The following is a 22,889-nucleotide window of genomic DNA, read 5'->3' on the forward strand; positions in this document are numbered from 1 at the left end:
TGAATTTGTGGCCGTAAAAGGCTATTCGGTGTCGTTTTCTGCGGCAACAGCGTGGCTGTTTTGCATCATGGCGATGCCTTGAGTGGCATGGGTGGATGCATGATCAAACAGGGCCGCAGTAATGGTTTCTGTGTCATTGGTAGCCTGCGCCTGGATATCAGAGGGCATGGCTGCGCCGCCCTGCATCAGCGGAGCCGGGGCAGTGTTACCGTCGTTGGAAATCATCATGTCGCCCATGCGTACCGCCGCCTCGCCTTCAATAAAGACATCGGCTGAACTGCTGATAAACTCAGCGGCACCTTCTGTTATGCCAGACTTTACACCGCCGTCTGAGCCCGCTTCGTCACCGGCACTGGCCGCAAAGATCGAGGCGGCGGTACACACCGGATGGCCGTCAATGAACACGCTACCTGCGGTGGCGCTGGCGTCTTCGCTTTGGGCGATATTGGCGTATGGAATGGGCACCACCGCCGGGCCCACTTTGGTCAGGCAGACATCGACCGTGTTCAGTATCCCCCCTGAACCTGCGTGAACCGCGGTGCGCCCGTTAATCAGAACATTACTCATCAGAAAACTCCTCTGCGCTAGGGGTAGGTTGAACGTCCGGCAGGCAGAAGCCTGTCAGGCGTTCGGTGGATGGCTGGCCTTGCAACTGCTGGTGTGTAGCTAGTAAGGGAACGCAGCGACCGGTGAAGTGGTGGACTAAGCGGCCCAATCCAGTCTGGGTTAGCGGCTGACCGAGAAAATAATGTTGTTCGGCATGCCAGTTTTGCTGCTGTACCCAGCGGCTCGCTGCGCCAGTGTCAGGTTGTGTCCCTGGGGTCGGCGCGACATGTTGAGCAGGCGCGTCTGCCGCCTGTATCGCCGGGTAATGCGGTAAGTTGCGCGCGGTCAGCCATAACCAGGCCTGATAAGCGTCAGCCATGCTGGTAGCGTGCTCCATCTGCTCAATCAGTTGTGGCAGAACCACTGGTTTGCCGGTGAAAGCCAGAGCTAACGGCGAGGATGACGCATGTTTTTCAGGGTGCAGCCAGCAGGCAGCGTGCCAGGCAGGGAGTGAATGCTGCAAAGTGGCAGTTGGTTCCTCGGTCAGCTCCTCAGCTGCTGCCGGACAACCCTGGCGCGCCAGGGCAAGCAGAGCTGCCAGCCGGGTCTGTGGGGCTTTACTTTGGCTGTATTGCTTAAGCAACCCTTGTTGGTCTTTCTGCCGCTGTTCGCCGAGCCGTTGCACACAAATGGCCGCGACAGTGTCATCGCTATCCTGCAATCCCTGCTGCAGCCAAATTTCAGGCAGCTGCGCGGCATGGGTAACTAGCAGCTTGCGTGACAGATCACTGCTGGCAGGTAGTTTTGCATCGGGCTCCGGGGTAATGGCTGCGAGCTGGAATGCCTGCTCGATATAGGGGTGCGCGCTGGCATCCAGGCTGTCGGCGAGGTCATCAAGTACTTCGATCGTGGCGTTGAGGTTTTGTTGCAGACCGTAAAAGACAGTGAGAAAAAGCTGCAAGGGCTGACTCGCGTCGATCGTAGCAGGGGGGATTGCAACCGTTGAGCGCAGAGCACTGAGGCTGGCCAACAGCCGATAGTCGAGGCCCGTCAGTATGCTGCGGGCGATAAAGGGCCGTTTCAGGTGGCTAATACGCCGGGCGAGTAGGTCCTCGGCATTGTCCATATGCAGCTTGATTAAGTCCATGGTGTACGACAGGTTCAATTGATATGAACGTTTCCACCTTTCAATCGCAGGTTTTCCGAGGCGGTTTGTTTGAGCTCGCGGGCGTTGATGCTGAGGCTGCCATTCCGGTTCAGGTGTAGTGAGGTTTCACCGGCGCGCAATTCAATACCGTTTTTGCTCATTGTCACGCCAAGGTCTTCGACCCCAGGCAGACTGAACTCAATTTTGTCCTGTTTTGCCGGTTGCGCGCTTTGCTCATCCTGCACCGGCATGAGCCGGTGGAGTACCGCTACCTGGGCGTCGTCAAGGATACAGAAGACTACGCGATCGCCCGGCTTGAGTTGCGGCAGCAACTGACATTGAGCATCAATCTGATGTGTTGTTTGCCACTGGTCAATGATAGCAAGGTTGCCGCTATCGGTGTTGACCGAGGCGAGTTGAATGATTTCGCCACTGAGGAGAGCTGCCTGAGCAGACTGCAATGGTTGCACACGGGGTTTATGCTTGGCGTTCATGCGGTCAGAGTTCCTTTCTGAGTCTAAATTCGGAGTCTAAATTTTGAGTTTTAAAGCCTGAATCTAAGGTATTGATCATCCTGATAACGAGCGGAGGCTATCACAATCTTACTAGGTAAAAAAAGTGATAATTTCATTTTTCAATGTAAAGATAATAATGACGGTGAATATTATAAGCATATGATTTTAAAGGACTGAGCGATGAGGGTAAAAATAAAAAAATGGGGTTGCCAAGCTGACGCTTCTGTGAATAAATAAAAAAGAAGCGGCGTTAGTCAGGTTGTCTGAGTGTCAGCAAACACTCAAGAGAATTAACAGGGAAGTAGTTGTAAATGGGCAGTAATAAAGGAATATGCGGCTTCGGGTTTTTCCCGATTTTGCTTTTCGCTTTTTTCCTTAGCGGATGTGCAACCCCCTCCATCGTGCTCGATATCAGAGCCGACGAAACCCTTAATCCAGACCTGCACGGGCAAAGTTATTCCGTCATGGTTCGCATGTATCAGCTCAAAACGGCTGAAGAATTTCAGCAGGCTGACTACCAGTTACTCCTTGAACAAGGCTCCTCGGTTTTGGGTACTAGTTTACTCAAGCAAGAAGAGTTTATTGTCGAACCGGGAGAGCACCAGCGCCTCGAGTTTTTGCGTGAAGACGGTGCTCAGTATCATGGGGTTGTCGCCTTTTTTCGTAGAGTAGATGGCGAGCATTGGCGGGCGTCGGGTAAGCTAAAGAATGGCCTGCTCAGACCGATGACAACGCATTCAGAACTAAAATTAAAGAATACTCAGATTGATTTAGCCAGGACGCATTAGCAGTAAAGCGAGTGACGCAAACCCTAAAGGACTAGTGGGATGAAAGTAGTAGAAAAAATTGTCTGGGCGGAAGGCGTGGTGCTGACCCAGCAACACTTCCAGCGCTGGGACTCTCTGCAAACAGCAACCCATGCAGCCTGGCACAGCATGCTAACCGCCTACCCCTGGGGTGTCGATAGCATCGCCTGGAACACAACCGCTCTGGCGAATCAGCGACTAGAACTTACCGAACTTAAAGCGGCATTTCCGGATGGCCGTTTAGTCCATTTTCAGCCTAGCGAAGCCACACCGGTGCAAATGGTGATTGCTGATGAAGCTGCCGATGAGCAGCTTGTCGTTTATGTGGCAATGGCAGATCGTGATCTGGTCGCTGGCATCACTGGCTATCAACCGCCGCAGGGCACTGTGGCCTGGCAGGCGCAATACCGCGAAGTCAGTGACGCTTACGACGATAAGCGTAAGGAAGAGCTGCTATTTGCGCAGCCGAACTTAATGCTGATTACCGAACAAGAACTACGCAATGATCTGGTGGCGTTGCCAGTGTGCTGCCTTCGTCGTCAGGACGATGGGCGTTACGCGCTTGATGAAAGCTGGCAACCGAGCCTTATTCGTTTGCAGAAGCACACCCGCTCCTACGAAGCGCTCAAGAGTCTGCAGCAGCAACTGCTGCATCGGGTTACTCAATATCAGGAAAAACGCGGGCTGTTAGGCGACCTGAGCAGTTTCTCCTCGGTGGAGTTAGCCGGATTTATGCTGCAAAAAGACCTTGCTGGTTACCTCAGCGAGCTATCCAGTTTACTTGGTCCTGCAGGCGGGCATCCGCATGACGCGTTTCTGCTGCTTAACCGGATGATAGCCCAGTTACGTTTGTATGCAGGCGCTGAGGGTGAGACCCACGAATACCAGCATACAGACCAGATCAACACATTGGCTGGGCAACTCGAGGAAATCGACTACTTACTGGCGAATCTGACGTATGAGCAGGACGTGCAGTTACGCCTCGCGCTCAATGAACATGGGGTGCTGGTGACCGAGGACCACAACCTTGGCGACTTCTCGAGTTCGGACTTTTACCTCGCTTTACGCCAACCGGGTGTGACTCAGGAGTTGCTGGATACCTTCCCTGATTTCTGCAAAGTGGCGGTGCCGTCTGCGATGGAGGAACTGATAGGTTCAGCGTTGCCGGGTCTGACACTACGGTACTGCAAACGCATTCCGGCCAAAATTCGACAAAAAAGTGGCTTTGAATATTTCGCCATCGAGAAAGAAGGCGAGCTTTGGCAGCAGGTGGAGCAGGAACGCGAGCTCGCGGTTTTTTGCACCGGTGAGTTCAGTGACGCCAGCGTTGAATTGCTGGCGGTGGATGCCGGGTAACAGGTCACACGTCACGCTATAAGGGAACGGAGACAGGGATGAACAAGCATAGCATGCAGGTGATCATGGATCTGAGTTCGCCAGTTCATTATTTAGTCAGTGATCTGGGCCAGTATCCGCGCCAATACAATGAAGTGATGGCTGAAATCAATGAACACATCGGCCATAGCCGCAGTGTCCTCGCTGAAATAGGCCTTAGTGACGAGCAGGTCGATGCGATTGTCTATGCTACCGCTGCCCTGGCTGACGAAATAGTCATGCGCTCAGCCTGGAAAGACAAGGCTCAGTGGGCACGGCAACCATTGTGTGTGCGGCTGTTCGGTGATGCCCGTGCCGGTCGTCATTTCTTTGACCGCGTGCATACATTGCGCGCCGCACCAGTTACCAATGCGTTGCCACTCTGGCATTTTTGGCGTTGCATTCAGCTTGGCTTTGAAGGGCAATACCGTAACACCGATGGCCGCGCGTTGCGCGATGTGGTGTTGAGCCTGGAGTCGGGGCTTAGTGAAGCGGGCTTTATCCCGTCGGCCTCGACAGCGCCATCCGACACGGTGTTACAAGAGTCGGGCTGGGCGCGTCCTGCCTGGCCGTTGCACCGCTACCTGTTGGTCTCGGCAATTGTTTTACCTGTACTCATATTTTCAGTTTCCGACCTTATTTTATTTGGAACCCTCGAGCAGTTGCATAATTTTATTCAGTCCCATGCGGATAATTTGCAAACTAAGTCTGGCTTCATAACCCCCTGAGTTGACTAATGAAAAGGATTTCATCGTTTTTAAAGTCGTTTGACTTTATCTTTTTGCTTGCTCTCGTAGTACTGGCACTGGTCATCTATTTTTATGGACCACAAGTACCGGTGCTGCAAGACTACCGTATACAGGCCTTATGGACGCTGGCGGCGATTTATGTTGCCTATTACCTGCTCTGCCTGATTGTCTGGAGCATCAAGAAATGGCGTATTCGCCGTGCTCGTCGTCGTGGCGAGCCGGAAGAGGCGGAGATCCTGCAGTATATTGGTCAGGTCGAGAAATTCCTTCACCAGGCTGCTTTTGATCTGGGCCTGCGTCGTTCGTTGAAGAAGTTACCGTTACATTGGGTTACCGGGAGTGAGCACGCGGGAAAAAGCGAGTTTATTCGTGGCTGCAACGAGGACCCCCTTAAAATACGCACCTTGCAGTTGCCATTAGGACAGCATAGTACCAGTTGGCATTTGTCGAAGCGGGGCGTTTTCTTCGAATGGCCGCTGCAAGAAACGGATGGCGCAAGCCAAAAACTACTCGTTCGACTCTTTAAATGGGCTGCCAAACGACCGTCGCGTTTAGGTCGTCTGTCTGATCTTATTTTTGTCTTGCCAACTGAGGGGCTGGCATTGCAAAGCACTGCGCAACTGCAGGCCCAATGTCTGAGCTTTACTACCTTACTGAAAGCCTGTGCGGAAGGCACCGGGCGTTTGTATCCGGCTTTGCTGATGGTATCCCAGGTCGATCAGTTGCATGGTTGTCAGGCATTTTTTGACCGTGCTGATCAGCAGGGTGAAGACGCCACCTGGGGTACGCTTATAGCGGGTCGCCAGTGGCATACTGCCACGCCAGAAAGCCTGCAGCAGGCTATTGCCGAGCGAATCCGGCAAATGTATCAGCAGGTTACCTATGAACCAGTGCCAGCTCATCTAAGTAGTATTGAGAAGCTGGGCCGACACGGTTTTCCTTATCAGATGCAGCAACTCAGCCTGCGCCTAGGCGAGTTTCTGCAGATTCTGGCCAGTGAATCACGTGCTTTAGCGCACCCTGGTTTTAGTGGAGTGTTTGCAGTGGCATCGGCGAAAGGGGCGCATGAACGTGTCCTTCATGGTGTCAGGCAGAGTGGTTTCTTCAAGCGCCAGAGTGACATTACCTGGCGGCAGGAAGGTGGCCCCAGCCTTCTTTTGTCTGGAGTGCATCGTGTACTGGCCGCAGGCTTTTCTGCGCCGCCCGTTCCTTCAGTTAAACGTTCACAGCGCAACCTCAGAAAGAGTGTTGTGGTGGCGATGGTGCTGATGTCTTCCACGGTGACTGCGCTTGGCATTACCTACTCAGACTGGCGGTCGCATGAACACATGGTGGCGGAGTTCAGGCTGTCAGTGGAGCAGCTTGCGAGTGAATATGACAAGGCTAACAGCGTCCCGATGACGCTAATGGGCTTATTCAGTGTGGCGACTCAAAACTTTGAGCAAATGCAGCAGCAACGCAGTTATGCCGGAGCGATAGGTGTCGACCTGCCGCTTATCACTGCCGGGACCACGGAGCGCCTTGAGCGTTTCCTGACCGCTGCAATGAAAGATCAGTTCGATACCATGCTCGCACGCAGCCTAGAACAGGCGCTTGAAAAGCAAACCCGGCAATGGGCTGGATTGAACGAGCAGCAGAGAAGCGCACAACGGGATAAGTACTACGGTTTGCTAGAAGCCTACCTGATGAAAACCCGTTTCGCTGCCAACATGGACCCGGAAAAGGCCGCAGCGGCAGTTGCACCAGTATGGTTTGAAGCGGTAATGCAGCGCAGCGTAACTCAGATTGATGCGCCGGTTATTGAGGTGATTCGTCACACACTGGCTTATTTTTACGCGCATGGCTTTGATAGTGAGCAGGCAGCACGCTGGACCAGTAACCATTACAGCGACAGACTTGTGGCCACCGCGCGCAGTAACCTGGCAGTTGAAGCCACCGCAGATGCGATTTATCAGTTGCTTGCCAGTCGTAATCAACAGCGTTTTGAGCCAGTCAAGTTAAGCGATGTGATTCCGCCGGGTTACCCCTACATCCTGCGCAACGACTATCAGTTTAGTTCGATGTACTCACGCAGTGTCTGGGAAAACCATATTGAAGATGAAATCAAACGTACTGTACAGCGCGTCAGTATGGACGATTGGGTGCTCGACGAGCACTACGGCGAGCGGCAGACTACCCCGGCGGCAGGCCCTCTTGAGGCTCGGGTGCGCGAACTCTATTTCGACGACTATCGGCAGCATTGGGAAGCCTACATTCAGGCGTTCTATATGCCACAGTTCGACACGCTCGATGAGGTGCATCATAACCTTCAACTATTGGGTGGCGAACGCACGCCGTTGCGACCCTTGTCGTTGAATATTCAGTATCAGATTGGCGCGTACCAGCAGTCCACTGGTCAGCGTCAGCGAGTAGAGTCACTGCTGGGCCGTGCTCAGTCTCGCTTTGCTCCATTGCAGACTTTCGTCGAATTCTATCAAATTGATGGTGCTCCCCAGTTTGAGCAATATCTGGAAGATATAAACCGTCTGGCTGCGGAAGTTGAATCCATGCTGGCAGCCGCCCGGGTTAGTCAGGAAGCGTTGCAGTATGCCTCAGCCATGCTGGCAGATCAGGGCAGCAGCCAGCAGCTCTACGCGCTTAATTTAAGTATCAACCGCATCCGTCTGGGCCATGGACCGCAAGCCGGTGAACTGTTGCAGCACGTACTGTTGTTGCCCGTAAAAACCACCTGGCAGGCGGTTCTGAACACCGCAAAAGATGCGCTGCAGGACGAATGGGAAAGAAACATTTATGCCCAGTATAGCGCCCACCTTGACGGACGTTTTCCGTTTGCTCAGAGCTCTGAAGATGCACCGTTAAGTGCCTTTCACGAATTTTTCGATACCGGAGAAGGCACCTTATGGCGCTTTTACCGGGACATGACTGCGCCTTTCGTAACGTTGCATAGCAACTCTATTGAACACCATACCTGGTTGGGTATGGGCCTTGAGTTCCGAGCGGATTATTTACTGGCGTTGCGCCAGGGACGCCAGATAGCGCGTGCGGTAACCAGCCAGTTGGACGGCGATCTGGGCTTTCGCTATGCCCTGATGCCTGAACCCGTGCCGGGTATAACCGAGAGCCGTTTCGTGCAGGACGATTTCTTGCTGACTTACCGCAACGAACCGCAGCAGTGGCGTGATCATACATGGACAGCTGGGCGGCAAAATTCGCTGTCCAGAGTTCAGTTACGCCCCTCCGGACAGGCGTTAACGCTGACTCATCAAGCGCACGGCAGCTGGTCGTTGTTGCGCCTTCTGCATCAGGCTGAGGCAAGCCAGGTGCGCAGCAATGAATATGAACTGGTGTGGTTGCTTGAGGATGAAAATGGCAGTGCAGGAAGCGCACGTTATCGATTCCGTTCCGATCAGGCCGGCTTACTTTTGAATAAGCAGCTGTTTACCGGCTACCGCTTACCCAGACAGATTTTATGACACAGGTTGTTGTTCGATGAGTGATTTCAAAAACAAACAGGCTACCTGGCTTGATGCCATCGGCAACCCGATTGCCGGTGCTGATGCCCCGGGTGTTGGGCAAGACCCACGTTATGGCGAGCATTTCAGTCAAATTAAGGCGCAAATTGAAAGCAAAAGCGATGCAGACTATGAGTTGATTCTGACGACGGCTGTCGATGTACTGAGCCAGGAAGGCAAAGATGTGCGCGTGGCCGGCTACTTGTGGTTTGCTGCTACTCGATTGCATGGGGCCGATGGATTTTTGTTTGGCTTACAGGTCATGAGTGCGCTGCTGACGACCTTTGCTGACGCATTATACCCGGCAAAGCCAAGCGCCCGACAGGCGGCGCTGAACTGGATTGCGCAGGACAGAGTGATTCATTTTCTGGAAAGTTATGGCAACGGCTTAACCAATGAAGGCGCTGAGCAGTTAAGCGATGCCTACAAGACGTTTTGTGAAGCCAGTGGTGCAGTACTGGAAGACGACTTTCACTGGACCAAATTTTCCAGCTGGTTGCAAAGTCAGCAAAAGTCCAAAGCCTTGCCGTCAGACGCAGGGGGGGCCTCTGCGCCCGCCACTGCAAACCAGGTCCCTGCTGAGATCCAGTCAGATACGCAGTTAACCCAGGTGTTTCGCCACGTCGCCACTTATTACAGAAAAAATAAGATGTATGGCACCTATGCAAGCCTCAACCGCGCAGTGCGCTGGTCGGATTTAAAAATGCCGCCTGCCGATGATGGGATTACCCGCGTCGCCGCACCGCCGAACTCTGATCAGGCGAAAATCGAAAACCTGATGGAACAAGGGCAGTGGATGGATGCCTGGCTGGCTTGCGAAGACGCCTTTATGAACCCTGGCGGTTTGTTCTATCTCGAATACCAGCGTATTGCCCATCAATGCGCCCAAATGGTCGGTCTTGGCGAGGTAACTTATGCTATCGAGGCGCAATTAAGTGGCCTGTTGCGACGTTTGCCGAAATTGACCAGCCTGCGCTTTGCCGATGAGTCGCCGTTTGCATCAAGCCGCATGCTGGGATGGATCGAGCAAACCTTAACGGCGTCCAGCAGTGACAGCGATGGCAGTGTGGATTATCTCAGTCAGGCCCGTGATGTGGCCCGCACTGCTGGTATCACCGCGGCCTTGAAATGGCTCGCTGAACAGCCGTCTGCCGGCACCATGGAGCGTATTCGACTGAGTCTGATGCAGGGGCAACTCTGTGTAGAAAACGATCAGTCTGCGCTGGCATTGCCGTTACTGAAAAGGCTCAGTGACGAACTACTTGAATACCGTTTACCAGCCCTAGACCCCGCGCTTGCTTTGCAGGTGTGGCGGCAATTGCAGTTTGCCCTTGAGCATCAGTTAAGGCGTACCCGAGGAGCCGACGACAAAGCTGCCATTAAACAGCAGTTACAGCAGGTCAATCATCAGATTTGTTCAACCGATATTACGATGGCCAGTCAGTGGCTTTAAAAAAAGGAGAAGGAAATGTCCAGTAGTTTTCAGAACGAGATCCCAAGAGCCCGCGTCAATATATCTCTGGCCTTGGAGACCGGTGGTGCCACTCAAAAAAAGGAATTGCCATTCAAAATTCTGGTCATGGGTGACTTTAGTCATGGCCAAAGCGAAGGCAGTGTTAAAGACCGTGAGCGGATCAATATCACCTCTAATAACCTGGAACAGGTTATGGAAAACATGTCACCGACGATGAATTTCTCGGTTCCAAACCGGATTAAAAATGACGAATCCGAAATTAAAGTAGAGCTTACCGCGAGCAGCTTTAGTTCATTTCATCCGGAGCAGGTTGCCTATCAGATCCCAGAGGTCAGTGAACTTCTATCAATGCGTAACTTGCTGAAAGACCTCAAGTCTAACCTGCTCGACAATGCATCTCTGCGCAAAGAGGTTGAACGTGTTCTTAATTCAGAAGGCGACCTGAGTGTGCTGAAGGACCAACTAAAAGGCTTAATCGCCGATTACCAGGCTCAGGCTGAAGAGCCAGCAGCGGAATAAAATAAGGAGATTCACTATGTCTACCCAAACCCAGTCTTCGGCCGAGAACGCCGCGGTTGTAGAAGATGCCGGAATTTATGAGCGCCTGTGCGCGCTGGCGGATCTGCAACCACTAACTGACCCGGTTAACATCCGCAACTTTCATGATCCAGGCGAAATGGCGCGTACCGATGCTAATCAGCGCATTACTGCGGGCCTGCAAGTCTTCTTTGATATCGCTCTGGAAGCTGGTGAGCAGATTGAACGGATCGACAAGACGCTGTTGGATTTCTACATCGCTAAAATTGACGAGACGATCAGTGCCCAGTTGGACGAAGTGCTTCACCACGAAGTCTTCCAAAAAGTTGAGTCAACCTGGCGTGGTTTGAAGTTTCTTACCGACCGTACCGATTTTAAAGCCAACACCAAAGTTGAAATACTGGATATCGACAAAGAGAGCTTGCGAGAGGACTTTGAAGAAGCACCGGATACCACGCAATCGGGGCTGTTTGATCAGGTATATACACAGGAATACGACACACCAGGTGGCGAACCGGTAAGCGTCATGATTGGTAACTATGAATTCGACCGCACAGCGCCCGATGTAGAGCTGTTGTCAGAACTGTCGAAAGTGGCAAGTGCCTCACACTGTCCCTTTATCAGTGCGGTGGGTCCGGTCTTCTTCGGTAAAGAAGATATCGAAGATATTCCTAAAATTCAGGATCTGTCGAGCTACATGGACCGCGCTGAGTACCTGCGCTGGAAAGGCTTCCGTGAAACCGAAGACTCGCGTTATGTCGGGCTGGTGTTCCCACGCTTTTTATTGCGCCTGCCGTATGGCGACGAGAACCCGATCCGTTCATTCAATTACCAGGAAGCGGTAACCGGCGAGCAACATGGTAAGTACCTGTGGGGTAATTCGGCATTTGCCTTTGCTTCAAACATGGTGCGTAGCTTTAAGAAACACGGCTGGACTGTGAACATTCGCGGTCCGGAAGCCGGCGGTAAGCTGGAAGGCATGCCGATCCATTTCTACCAGTCAGGTAAAGGGGTTGAGTCTAAGATCCCAACTGAAGTACTGATTTCAGAAACCAAGGAACTGGAATTCGCAGACCATGGGTTTATTCCGCTGAGCTATTACAAGAACAGTGACTATGCCTGCTTTTTCTCTGCCAGTTCGGCACAAAAGCCAACAGAATACGACACGCCAGAGGCTACTGCGAACTCGCGAATCAACGCACGCTTGCCTTATATCTTCCTGGTATCGCGCATAGCTCAATACCTAAAAGTATTGCAGCGGGAAAGCATTGGTTCACTGAAGTCGCGTCAGGATCTGGAGAATGAACTGAATCACTGGATGCAGGGCATGGTGACCAAAATGAATAATCCAGAGCCAGAATTAGCAGCGTCTCATCCACTGCGCGATGGTGCTGTGGTTGTCAATGAACAGGCTGATAACCCTGGTTTTTATATGGTGAACATGTACGTTCAACCACACTTTCAGGTTGAGGGTGTTGATGTCAAGTTATCCTTGGTATCGCAAATGCCTTCAGTCTAGACCCTGTTCTTCGTGGGTGAGCTTTGAAAGCTCGAAGAATTGCCAAGTTGTTGGTAACTACCCGACATAATAGGAAATTTACATTAATAGGAGATTGACCATGGCAATACCTGCCTACATGTGGCTAACCGACGATCAAGGAAATGATGTGCACGGTTCTGTCACCGTATCCGGACGTGAGGGTACGATTGAGGTGCTGGCGTTTGAGCACGAACTACGCATTCCTACGGATGACGATACTGGTGAGCTGACGGGTACCCGTAAGCACGAACCTTTTATCATTACCAAGTCATTTGATGCGGCTAGCCCTTACCTTTACAAAGCTTGTAGCACGGGTCAAACCCTGCAGAAGCTGGTACTGAGCTGGTACAAAATTGACGAAACCGGTACTGAGGTGGAGTACTTCCGCCATACGCTGGAAGGTGTGAAGGTTACATCTGTGGGTCCAAAAATGGAAAACGTTAAGGATTCTGACAAGGAGCGTTACCCGCACCTGGAGCAGGTTGCTATTCGTTACCAGAAGATTGCTTGGACGTACCTGGACGGCAACATTGAGTTTGCCGACTCTTGGGTAGAAGGTCGCTAAGCGACAGGGGCATGGCGTTGCCATGCCCCATTTTTACGACTCTGGAAACACCATGTATACGCTTTATGACATTCTTCATGGCAACTACAAAGATGCCTCGGCACTGCCTGCTTATCCGACAGAAGATGATTTGCTGCACAGCATTCACGACCATCTGCAGCGGCTGTTAAGTGCGCGCTGCGGCGTATTGCAGCATCAGCCGGATTATGGCCTGCCGGAACTCGATCGCGTTTATCAGGGGTTGCCCCATTCCGAAACCACCCTGGTTCATCAGTTACAGCGCATGATTGAAAAGTACGAACCACGCTTGACTCAGGTTCAGGTGTTTACAGTATCAGGTGCCAGCCAGGATGCGGTGCTTCGGCTCGGAATCCGTGGCGAAATAGGTAGTGGAGTCAGAGTTGAGTTTTTTAGCCATTTTCAGGGCAGCGGCAAAGTACGGGTGTCACAGCCGATAAGGGAACAGGCATGAAAGAATTCTTCGAAAGCGAAATGCAGGATTTTGCCGCGGCGGCTAGTGAGTTCGCCAGCGCTTATCCGGAACAGGCTGCATTGCTCAACCTGGAGAGTTTGGGTGACCGCGACCCCTATGTTGAACGGCTTTTCGAGGGCATGGCGTTTCTCACAGCGGGTGTCCGTAAGCAATTGCAACAAGGCATGCCAGAGCTGGCCAGTCAGCTACTGCAACAAATGGCGCCGGCGTTGGGCAGGACATACCCCTCCAGCTGTGTGGTCGAGTTTAGTTTGCCGCAGGACGCTACCAATCCTATTACTGTCCGTCAGGGACAGCGCGTAACGGCGCGTAACGTAGGCCCAGATCAGGTTGCCTGCCACTTCACCACGGTCCGCGAGCAAATGATCCGACCGTTGCAGGTACATAGCTTCAAACGCAATGACACCACAGGTGGCCGTTGCCAGTTAACCATCGATTTTCTAAAGGCCGAGTCGCAACCCTGGCAAGGTATGAACTTGCAGCGACTGCCGGTTTATCTGAATAGTGACCGCTCACAGGCTTATCGGTTATGGCAATTGCTGACCAGTGCGAGCACCCATTGTACGTTGCAACAGCCAGGCAGTGAGCGCCGTTTCGCGGTGCGTTTCGCGCCTCAATCGCTGGCAACCATGGCCGGCATGTTACCGGAAACCGGGCGCGACGTAGCCGCCTATTCACTGCCGCTGGATTATTTTTGCGCACGGGAGTTCTTTTTCTACATTGAGCTGGAAGGCTTGGAAAACGTTGAATGGCAAGAGGGTGCGACCAGCTTCACCCTGACCGTGGACAGCGACCTGACCCTACCGCCAAATCATAGCGTTGATGCCAGTCAGTTGGTTCTTAATACGGTACCTGTGGTGAATTTGTTCGATGCGGACGCTGAGCCGTTGCGTTTTGATCATACCCGCGCAGACTATCCGTTGCGTCCGGATACCACCTACCTTGGCCATATGGATATTTTCAGTGTTGACCGGGTGACCGGGCGTAACCTGCATACCGGCGCAGAGCGACGCTATGCTCACTTACATGCGCGGCATTACCGTAACGGCAATGACAGTGTTTTCTATAGCATTGAGGACCAAACCCCTGCCGGTAAACCCGTGACCCGCCTGGTGCTGCATCAGGGGGGCCAGCCGGTGTCTGAAATTGTCAGTGTTGGCGTGACCGCCAGCAACGGCTATTACGCCCGCCAGCATATTGGTTTGGGGGCTGTGCAGGAAGTTCGCGCCGAGTCGCTTGCGGGACTCAAAGTGCGCAATATCACCCGCCCTAGCAAGCCCTGCCGGGCGGCAACCAATGACGGTCCAGAGTGGCGCTGGATAGCGACTCTCGCCAGTAGTATTGGCAACCTTGAGCATCAGCACCAGCTGCAGCAGTTACTGGGTCTCTATGACTGGAGTGGGGAAGCGGCGAACCGGCGACGAATTGAGTCGCTGGTGTCATTCAGTAAAACCCTGCAACACGGTATTCAACGGGGCGCCCTGTGTCGACAGTGGGCGGTCGAGCTAACGGTGCAGGAGGAAGCGTTCGACTCCAAAGCCGACGCCGAATTATTCGGCTATATGATCCACCAGTTGCTGGCGGCGCTGGCGCCGGTCGGCGAAGATGTCTCGACCCGCCTGGTGTTGTTGCCTGATTATGAGGAAACAAGATGGCTGCCAAGGCGTTGAACCCCGCCGCTCTGACACTGGAACATGTGGTAACAGAAGGGCATCGTTATCACCCTTTCCAGTTAGTTGAGCTGCTGCGTCGTTTGGCTGGCGACGAGACGCCGGTGCGCATTCGGCCGAGTGATTCGCTGGCATTTCCTGCTGCCGATGTAGGTCGGGTTAAGCAGCGTGACGACGACAGCATTGATGTTCAGGTTCGTTTTGATGGCTTTTATGGTGTCGATTCGCCATTACCGCATTACTTTCTTGAAGATGCGACGGTGGAAACGGATTACGCGGAACGCATACGTGCCTTTCTGGATTTGTTCAATCTGCCATTTTATCAATTGCGCCAGGCTGTCTGGCAGGCAAGCCGTTTTTACGACTCCAGCGCTAGCAAACTGGGTCCGCTGTCGCAGGTTTTAAGTCAGTTGCTGCCATCAGACAAGGCTGAAACCGATGCCTGTTTGCAATACCCGGGGCTTTATCTACAGGGCCAGCCGGGCCAGAAAGCACTCGCCGCTATGCTGCGCCAATTGTTGCAATGCCAGGCTCTTGAATTGACCACAGATGCCTGCAGCTGGCAGCCGTTAACCCAGCCATCACGGCTTGGTGACAGGCCCGCAATCAACGACACCCTTTGCCTTGGGCGGCGGGTCGCGGTGCGAGGTCAGTTGGTAACCATTCGGATGGGTCGCTTGAGCAAGTCTGAGGCTGCCCGGGTGCAACCCGGCGGGGCATTGTCACGTTCTTTGGCTCAGGCACTGAGTGCCGCCTTGCCCGATGACCTGACATGGGCGCTGGAGTTTTCAACTCAGGCGGATGCGAAAGCGCAACAGTTAGGGCGCAAAAAGCTGGCGCTTGGTCGCGCAGGTGCGCTGGCTAAAGGCCCGACTAACTGGGTCGGGCAACGCTACGTCTGCAGTCAGTATCGCTATTTAATCATTTAACTAATTATTTCATTCAACCAGAGGGCACTTTGCCATGGACAACCAAACACTTCGGGTACTGGTCGAAAAGCTAAACCCAACCTGTGCCAGCGCGCTTGAAGCTGCAGCTGGTTTCGCTGTCAGTCGCGGACACTTTGAAATCGGTGTCGAGCACATGTTGCTGAAACTGATGGAGAACGCATCCAACAACCATCTGAATGCGGTGCTGAGCTACTTTAAGGTCGATCAGGACATGCTGTGGCAAGGGCTGATTGAAAATATCAATGGTTTACGCAGTGGCCAGCCGGGTAAACCGGGTATTTCTCAGGCGCTCTATCAATTGCTCGAGAAGGCCTGCCTGGCGGCCTCTATTCATTACAACGACGAGCAGATTAACTCGGCCAGTTTATTGGATGCTGCCATCAGCCTGTCCGCGAAGTTGCCTGGGTATCAGGCGTACCAACCTCTTGATGCGGTCAACCTGCCGTTGCTGCACCAGCAGTTCGCGGCCATTGTGCATGGCTCTGAGGAGTTGGCGACCCGATCGGCTTCCGCTTCAACTTCAACAGGCAAAGCAGCGACAGCGGGTGCTGAGGGTGAAACCGCGCTGGATCGTTTTACTACCGACCTGACAGCACGGGCCAGAAGCGGCAAATTAGATGCGATCAGTGGCCGTAACGCTGAAATTCGCATGGCCATCGATATTCTGTGTCGCCGCCGTAAAAACAACCCGCTGCTGGTCGGTGAGCCAGGTGTGGGTAAAACCGCCATTGTTGAAGGGCTGGCGCAGAAAATTGTCGCTGGCGAAGTGCCTGACTTACTGAAAAACGTTCGGGTGTGCGTGCTTGATCTGGGCCTGTTGCAAGCGGGTGCCGGGGTTAAGGGCGAATTTGAACGCCGCCTGAAACAGGTGATCGAAGAAGTCGAAGCCGCCGCTGAACCTGTCATGCTGTTTATTGACGAGGCACACACGTTAGTAGGCGCCGGTGGGGAAGCCGGTATGAGCGATGCCGCAAACCTGCTTAAACCAGCGCTGGCGCGCGGAGAGCTACGCACCGTTGCAGCGACAACCTGGCGTGAGTATAAACAGTACTTTGAGCGCGACCCTGCACTTGCCCGTCGTTTCCAGATGGTGAAAGTCGAAGAGCCGGACACTGAAGCCGCCATTCATATGCTGAGCGGCATTAAAACCAGTTACGAAGGTCACCACGGGGTGCAAATTACCGACGAAGCGCTGGAAACCGCGGTGTTGCTGTCGCAAAAATACATCACCGGACGTTACCTGCCAGACAAAGCCATTGATCTGATAGACACCGCCGCTGCTCGTGTCCGCATGGGGCAGGCGATGCCACCGCAGTCGCTGGAGTCACTGAATGCGCGCATTGCATACCTGCAAACCCGCCTGCAAACGCTGCACAGTGAACATGGCCGTGGTCTGGCGATTAATCAGGAGGTCTTCGCCAACCTGCGCACAGAGCTGGAAAAAACATTGCAGGACGCCAGCGACGCCGAGCAGGCCTGGCAGGAGCAGTCGCAACTGGTACAGATCATCCATGCGGATACCAGACAACTGGATCAACAAGCGAGCAGCGATAACCCGGAAAACCTGGATGAGTTACTGGCTATCAGCCAGCTACGCCGCGAAGCCTTAGCCGATTTACAAACGACCCGGCCGTTGGTGCAGCCAGAGGTAAACGCGCTGTCCATCGCCGATGTGGTGGCTGACTGGACCGGTATTCCGGTGGGCAGCATGGTCAAAGACGAGCTGCATAACTTACTGACGTTGGAAGCCAGTTTGATGGAAAGCATTGTCGGTCAGGATGCAGCCATTGGCGCTATCGGGCGGACCTTGCGCGCGAGCAAAGCGGGTCTGAAAACCTCAGATGGCCCGTTAGGTGTGTTTCTGCTGGCAGGCCCAAGTGGGGTGGGTAAAACCGAAACCGCACGCGGCCTGGCGCGACAGCTGTTCGGCAGTGAAAAAGCGCTGGTAACGATCAACATGAGTGAGTATCAGGAAGCCCATACCGTCTCGCAACTGAAAGGCTCGCCGCCTGGCTATGTTGGCTATGGTCAGGGTGGCCTGTTAAGCGAAGCGGTGCGTCAGCGTCCGTATTGTGTGGTCTTGCTGGATGAAGTGGAAAAAGCTCATGTGGACGTGATGAACCTGTTTTACCAGGTGTTTGACCGCGGCTTTATGCGGGACGGCGAAGGGCGCGAAATCGATTTTAAAAATACCGTGATTCTGATGACCTCGAATCTCGGCGCCAATGTGATTCAACAGCGCTTTGAACAGACCGATGAAACCGCGAACTACGACCTGAATGACGTGAACGACATTGCTGAGTTGCAAGCGGCAGAAGAGGCGAAACAGGCGCAGGCTGATGAGCCTGAAGACGAATGGCAGCCGCCGAGCTTTACTGAACTGGCGGAGCTGGTGCGCCCTGAAGTGCTGGCCCATTTTGCCCCGGCACTGGTCGCGCGGATGCAGTTGGTGCCGTTTAACAGCCTTAGTGAAGAGAGCCTGCAACAAGTGGTCGGCCTCAAACTGGAGCAACTGGCTACGCGTCTGCAGGAACAGCATGGTATTCAAATGCGTTGTGATGAAGCGGTGATGGATTACCTGACCCGTCAGTGCCGTTTCACCGACTCAGGCGCGCGTTATGTCAATGCACTGCTGGAACAGCAGTTGATGCCGGGTATCGCCGCACAGCTCCTGACCTTTATGGCCGAGGACGACATGCCAGACGTGATGACCCTTGAGCTGGATGAAGCCGGCGAGCTGTGCTGTACCTTTGCTGATATCGCAGACGAGGTAACTGAGGCGAATCCGGCAGAGGAGAGTGAACATGCTCAAGTCAGCCATTAAGGATCTGCCAGTCGCCGAAATCAGCCAGCTGTTAAGCGAAGCCGGCGGGCAGGGCAATAGCAGTCAGTTTTTTGTTCAGTTGGGCGAGCACTCCGCCAGCTCAACCTTGGTACTGGGGGTTGAGACTGACCCCGAAGCGCCGTTTACGTTGCATGAAGACTTTGCTCTGCAGCTGACTGTGTTGCTGCGCGAGCCTATCGACACCGCAGCTTTGTTGGGTAGTCCGGCGGTTTTCATGCGCCTTAACGGTGGCAAGCTGGTGCCTATGCATGGGCTTGTCGGCGGTATTCAGGCCAGCCGTAAGGCCAGTGACCCTGCCGCGCTGGACGTGACCCTGGTGTCACCCCTGCATCTGCTGAAAAAACGACGCCATAACAGAGTCTTCGTGGATCGTAACGCGCTTGATATCGCGACCGAGCTGCTGCGTGATGCATTGGGTGATCTGTGTGATATTCAGATTGCAGCGGATCAACCTGAGCCGGCGGCGATGCTGACCCAGTACGAAGAAACCGACTATGCATTTATTCGCCGCATTCTGGCCCGTGAGGGGATCTTTATTCATTTGTCACAGGCTGAACAGCGGACACAGTTGTACCTGACCAGCCAGCTCAGTGACGTACCAGAAGCAAAAACCATTCTGCGCCTGCCGTATATGACCAATAGCGGTGCGGCCAAAGACAAAGACCATATTAACCATGTGGAGCGTCGTTACCAGTTAGCGCCATCAGCGATTCATCTCAAAGACTACAATCCTGACACTGGTTTTGACCTTAATATTGCAGGCCACAGCGAGACCGGTGGCAACGCCGGTGACACCGAGCACTGGGGGCTTAACTACCCGACGCCAGAAGCTGGCCAACAACTGGAAAAACGTCTGGCGGGTTACCACTACTGGCAAAGTCAGGTCATCGAATTAGTAACCTCAGCAAAAGGTATGCTGCCAGGCCAGATTATCGCGTTAACTGGCCATCCAGCGCATAGCGGCAACTACCGGGTGGTGCAAGTCGCTTTCAGTGGTGACCAGAGCAGCCTCAATAACAGTGGTGGTGGCAGCCGTGAGTTTCAGTGTCGGGTTTGGGTGTTACCGCTGGACATAGATTATATTCCGTATTGCCCGCCGCGCGACAGCTTACCGCTGGCGCTGTCGGCTCGGATCACCGAAGAAGTTGACGAGCAGGGCTGCTACCGACTGCGTTACCCTTTTGATGAGCGCGCTGACGGCGATGGTTACTCCAGTTCGCCGACCCGCAATGCTCAGCCGTTCGGGGGCAGTGACCACGGAATGCATTTTCCACTGGCAAAAAGCAGTGAAGTGGTGGTGTCGGGGCTGAATGGTGACCTCGACCGTCCGGTAATTCTAGGTGCGCTGTTTAACCATGAGGCGCCAGATCTGGTGACCCGTGATAACGCCCATACTAACCTGATCCAGACTCGCGGTGGACATACCCTGCGGATGGACGACACCGCCCAGCAAGCACATATTTTGCTGGCCACCGCCGAGGATAAAAACCGTTTGTTGCTGGACGCCAGCGAAGACAATGAAAAAGCGGAACTGGTTAGTGACGAAGGCGATGTTGAAATTCAGGCGGGCCGTAACATGTTGCTGCAATCGGGCAGCGACATGGTGGTCACCGTTGGTGAAGACCAACAGGTCGAAATCGGTGGTGATGAGACGTTACTGACAGAAACTGGCGATATTCAGGTTTCAGCGGGCGAGAACTTTATTCTCGATGCAGCTGAAGATATTCAGTGGCGTGCGGAAACCGGCAACCTGAGCATATCAGCTGGCGCTGACATGCACATGGAAGCCGAAGGCCAGCGGTTTGACGAGGTCAGGAACGGTGATTACCAGGTCCAGGTTGAGCAGGGTGAATACCTGCTGCAGGCCGGGGGCGATATCTCCATGGTGTCGGAAAGCGGCAACCTGACCCTGAAAAATGGCGCGGCCCAAATTCAGATCACGGCGGATGGAAGCTTACTTCTCGAAGCGGCGCAAATAGAACTGGTGTCGGACAACATTTTGGCGTCAGGTGGCGCGCTGAGCAACAACTAAGGTCAATCAGGGAGTGATAACCATGAACACAGCGAAGCTGTCGGTCAGTCTGCAGTGGCAGGGGCGTCGCCAGGCGGTGCAGTCGTTGCAGGCGCGGGAGAGCCTGAATGCGCCGATGTGGGCCGAGGTTGAGGTTGACCCCTTGCCGGGTGTGCTGCCGGAGTCGTTAACCGGGATGGCGATGCAACTGCGCGTGCCGGGTAACGATGGTGGTGTGCGTCAATTGCAGGGGCAGGTGGTGTCGGCGCGGGTTGGTGAGCGCTGGGTGCTGACCCTGCGCAGTCGGTTGTGGCAGGGGCATTTGCAACAAAAAAGCCGTTTGTTCCCTGAGCTCAGCCGCCGTCAGGTGGTGCAGCAACTGCTGGATGACATCGGCTATGCCCGCGATGAAGTCGACTGGCGGCTGGATGCACCGATGCATGAAGGCTTGCCACCGGCGCCGTTGCTGCAGGCGGCGGAGAGCCATCTGGATTGCTTTAATCGCTTGCTCAGTGAGGCAGGCTGGAACTACTGGTTTGCGGACACCGGCACGGGCCGTGAATGCCTGGTGATTAGTGACCGCACCTATTATATGCCGCTGGATGTACCGGCGATGACGCTGCCTCCGCTGACGGGCAGTCACGGGGTGGGGGAGATAAACCAGCTGGTGAAGATTGGCTTTAACGCAAAGCTGCAAGCGCAGGGCGTACGCCACAGCTGCCAACTGCAGGGGCCCCATTATCAGGGCACCGGTCGCGGTCACTGGCAGACCTTCGCGCCGCCGTTGCCACCGGAAGCAGCCGCCCGCCGGGTCAAACAACAAAACCAGCGTCTGCAACACAATGTGGAGCATCACCTGGTGACCCTGCAGCCGCGCCTGCAACCCGGACAGACCTTGCGCCTGCAACCCGGGGCATTGCCACTTGGCCATCCGCCGCTGGACCAGCAGGTTATCATTCTCAGTGTGGAGCACCACGCCAGTCAACCGCATCAGGACCACCCGGGGCAACTGAGTTACCACAATGTGGTCACGGCCTGTAACAGCCAGCAGATACCCTACCCAACGCCGCTGACGGTGCCGAAGAAACACCCGCTGGTATTCCCGGCCACCATCTGGGGAGCAAGCGGACCACAGCCCGATAGCCGGGGTGAGTACGCGTTCAGCAGTTTTAATCAACCCGACGTCAGAAGCCGCTACCCGGGTTTATTGCTACGCCCCTCTGCTGGCGAGGCCGCCGGCTGGCACTTTCCGTTACTGGGTGGCACTCAGGTACTGATAACCTTCGTCAATGGTGACCCCAATCAGCCATTGATACTGGGAGTACTGCCACACCTCAGCGCCCCAGGCCCGGTGACCAACAAAAACGCAGGCCAGCACCGCCTTATCACCCCAGCACAGAACGAGCTGACCCTGGAGGATGGTGCAAACGCCGAGGATGCTGCCAACTCCCCCTGCATCCGCCTGCAAAGCCTGAGTGAAGAGTTGCACCTGGAGCTGAATGCCAATGAGGCCGAGCCCTTTTTACGCCTGGCCGCCCACTATGGCGCCATCAGCCTTGATGCCGCCAAACAACTGTACCTAAAAGCCAGTGGCCAGAGCCGCCAGCACATCAAAGAAAGCCGCAGCACCCAGGTCATGAACCAGCACACTAGCAGCGCACAGGGCGCCCGCCACTGGCAGTCCGCCCGCCACCTGCAAACCCAGGCCAAAGCCGAGCACCAGCAACGGGCAGGCCAACACATCCAACTGCAAAGCGGGCAGACCCTGCACCTCAAAGCCGAGCACCAGCTGCACATTCGCAGTGCCAATGGCCATCAGATACGCGTGCCCCAAGGCAGTGTTATCACCCAGGCCATGGGCAACCTGACCATCGAGGGCAACGGCCAGGGCGACCTGATACTGGGCAACGACAGTGCCGGCATCACCCTCACCAGTGAGGGCCACATAAAGTTGTATGGCAACACCATCAACCTCAAAGGCAGCGACGTCAAACTCAAAGGTCCGGTCAGCTACACCAGCGGTGGCAGCAATCAGCCGGAGACGCCAGCGCGCCCTGAAGCGGTTGAGCCTGTGATGATTATGAAGCTGGTGCCAGAAGAAAGTGTTCAATACCTGACCCCTGTGTTCCTCAGGGCATCGGACTGACATTAACAA

17 protein-coding genes are annotated in these 22,889 nt (G+C 54.3%); 14 read left to right on the forward strand and 3 right to left on the reverse strand.

The genetic code is table 11. From position 1 onward, the window contains the following. Nucleotides 1-21: 21 nt before the first annotated feature. The 3 genes from CWE14_RS04500 to CWE14_RS04510 are packed head-to-tail and all read right to left on the reverse strand — an operon-like array spanning nt 22 to nt 2,187. Nucleotides 22-567, reverse strand: a complete 546-nt coding sequence (locus tag CWE14_RS04500; RefSeq protein ID WP_126798301.1) for a DUF4150 domain-containing protein — start codon at nt 565-567, stop codon at nt 22-24. Continuing rightward, nucleotides 560-1,693, reverse strand: coding sequence for a hypothetical protein (locus tag CWE14_RS04505; protein WP_126798302.1), 1,134 nt, complete (start codon nt 1,691-1,693; stop codon nt 560-562). Before CWE14_RS04505 ends, CWE14_RS04500 begins: the two co-directional genes overlap by 8 nt. A gap of 14 nt (nt 1,694-1,707) precedes the next feature. Continuing rightward, nucleotides 1,708-2,187, reverse strand: coding sequence for a hypothetical protein (locus tag CWE14_RS04510; RefSeq protein ID WP_126798303.1), 480 nt, complete (start codon nt 2,185-2,187; stop codon nt 1,708-1,710). A 332-nt stretch (nt 2,188-2,519) separates the two neighbouring features. On the opposite strand from CWE14_RS04510, the gene tssJ reads away from it, so the two are divergent. The 14 genes from tssJ to CWE14_RS04580 all read left to right on the forward strand — a co-directional run bounded on the left by tssJ (nt 2,520) and on the right by CWE14_RS04580 (nt 22,880). Continuing rightward, nucleotides 2,520-2,996 (forward strand): type VI secretion system lipoprotein TssJ, encoded by a 477-nt coding sequence (gene tssJ / locus CWE14_RS04515; protein ID WP_126798304.1) that lies wholly within the window; start codon nt 2,520-2,522, stop codon nt 2,994-2,996. 39 nt (nt 2,997-3,035) lie between these two features. Then, the gene (tssK, locus tag CWE14_RS04520) at nt 3,036-4,370 is read left to right on the forward strand and encodes a type VI secretion system baseplate subunit TssK (protein WP_126798305.1); all 1,335 of its coding nucleotides are present in this window, start codon (nt 3,036-3,038) and stop codon (nt 4,368-4,370) included. A gap of 38 nt (nt 4,371-4,408) precedes the next feature. Next, nucleotides 4,409-5,116 (forward strand): DotU family type IV/VI secretion system protein, encoded by a 708-nt coding sequence (locus CWE14_RS04525; RefSeq protein ID WP_126798306.1) that lies wholly within the window; start codon nt 4,409-4,411, stop codon nt 5,114-5,116. Between the two features lie 8 nt (nt 5,117-5,124). Further along, a complete protein-coding gene (locus CWE14_RS04530; RefSeq protein ID WP_126798307.1) occupies nt 5,125-8,610 on the forward strand; it encodes an ImcF-related family protein in 3,486 nt (1,161 codons plus the stop codon). Nucleotides 8,611-8,626: 16 nt separating this feature from the next. Then, complete coding sequence (locus tag CWE14_RS04535; protein ID WP_126798308.1) at nt 8,627-10,102, forward strand: TssA family type VI secretion system protein; 1,476 nt, start codon at nt 8,627-8,629, stop codon at nt 10,100-10,102. A gap of 15 nt (nt 10,103-10,117) precedes the next feature. Further along, nucleotides 10,118-10,642, forward strand: a complete 525-nt coding sequence (tssB, locus tag CWE14_RS04540; protein ID WP_126798309.1) for a type VI secretion system contractile sheath small subunit — start codon at nt 10,118-10,120, stop codon at nt 10,640-10,642. A gap of 16 nt (nt 10,643-10,658) precedes the next feature. Next, a complete protein-coding gene (gene tssC, locus CWE14_RS04545) occupies nt 10,659-12,179 on the forward strand; it encodes a type VI secretion system contractile sheath large subunit (RefSeq protein ID WP_126798310.1) in 1,521 nt (506 codons plus the stop codon). A gap of 100 nt (nt 12,180-12,279) precedes the next feature. After that, complete coding sequence (locus CWE14_RS04550) at nt 12,280-12,765, forward strand: Hcp family type VI secretion system effector (protein WP_126798311.1); 486 nt, start codon at nt 12,280-12,282, stop codon at nt 12,763-12,765. Between the two features lie 22 nt (nt 12,766-12,787). After that, the gene (gene tssE, locus CWE14_RS04555; protein WP_126798312.1) at nt 12,788-13,237 is read left to right on the forward strand and encodes a type VI secretion system baseplate subunit TssE; all 450 of its coding nucleotides are present in this window, start codon (nt 12,788-12,790) and stop codon (nt 13,235-13,237) included. Further along, complete coding sequence (gene tssF, locus CWE14_RS04560; RefSeq protein WP_126798313.1) at nt 13,234-14,928, forward strand: type VI secretion system baseplate subunit TssF; 1,695 nt, start codon at nt 13,234-13,236, stop codon at nt 14,926-14,928. The genes tssE and tssF overlap by 4 nt, the downstream gene beginning before the upstream one ends. Continuing rightward, nucleotides 14,910-15,857: a type VI secretion system baseplate subunit TssG gene (locus tag CWE14_RS04565; RefSeq protein ID WP_126798314.1), complete on the forward strand. Its 948-nt coding sequence runs from the start codon at nt 14,910-14,912 to the stop codon at nt 15,855-15,857. Before tssF ends, CWE14_RS04565 begins: the two co-directional genes overlap by 19 nt. A 34-nt stretch (nt 15,858-15,891) precedes the next feature. Beyond that, nucleotides 15,892-18,702 carry a type VI secretion system ATPase TssH gene (gene tssH, locus CWE14_RS04570; protein ID WP_126798315.1) on the forward strand — a complete coding sequence of 937 codons (2,811 nt, stop codon included), beginning with the start codon at nt 15,892-15,894 and terminating at the stop codon, nt 18,700-18,702. Further along, complete coding sequence (locus CWE14_RS04575) at nt 18,683-20,755, forward strand: type VI secretion system Vgr family protein (protein WP_126798316.1); 2,073 nt, start codon at nt 18,683-18,685, stop codon at nt 20,753-20,755. The genes tssH and CWE14_RS04575 overlap by 20 nt, the downstream gene beginning before the upstream one ends. Nucleotides 20,756-20,777: 22 nt before the next feature. Next, nucleotides 20,778-22,880, forward strand: coding sequence for a contractile injection system protein, VgrG/Pvc8 family (locus CWE14_RS04580; RefSeq protein ID WP_126798317.1), 2,103 nt, complete (start codon nt 20,778-20,780; stop codon nt 22,878-22,880). Nucleotides 22,881-22,889 lie beyond the last annotated feature (9 nt).

This window comes from Aliidiomarina soli (assembly GCF_003986975.1).
GTDB lineage: Bacteria > Pseudomonadota > Gammaproteobacteria > Enterobacterales > Alteromonadaceae > Aliidiomarina > Aliidiomarina soli.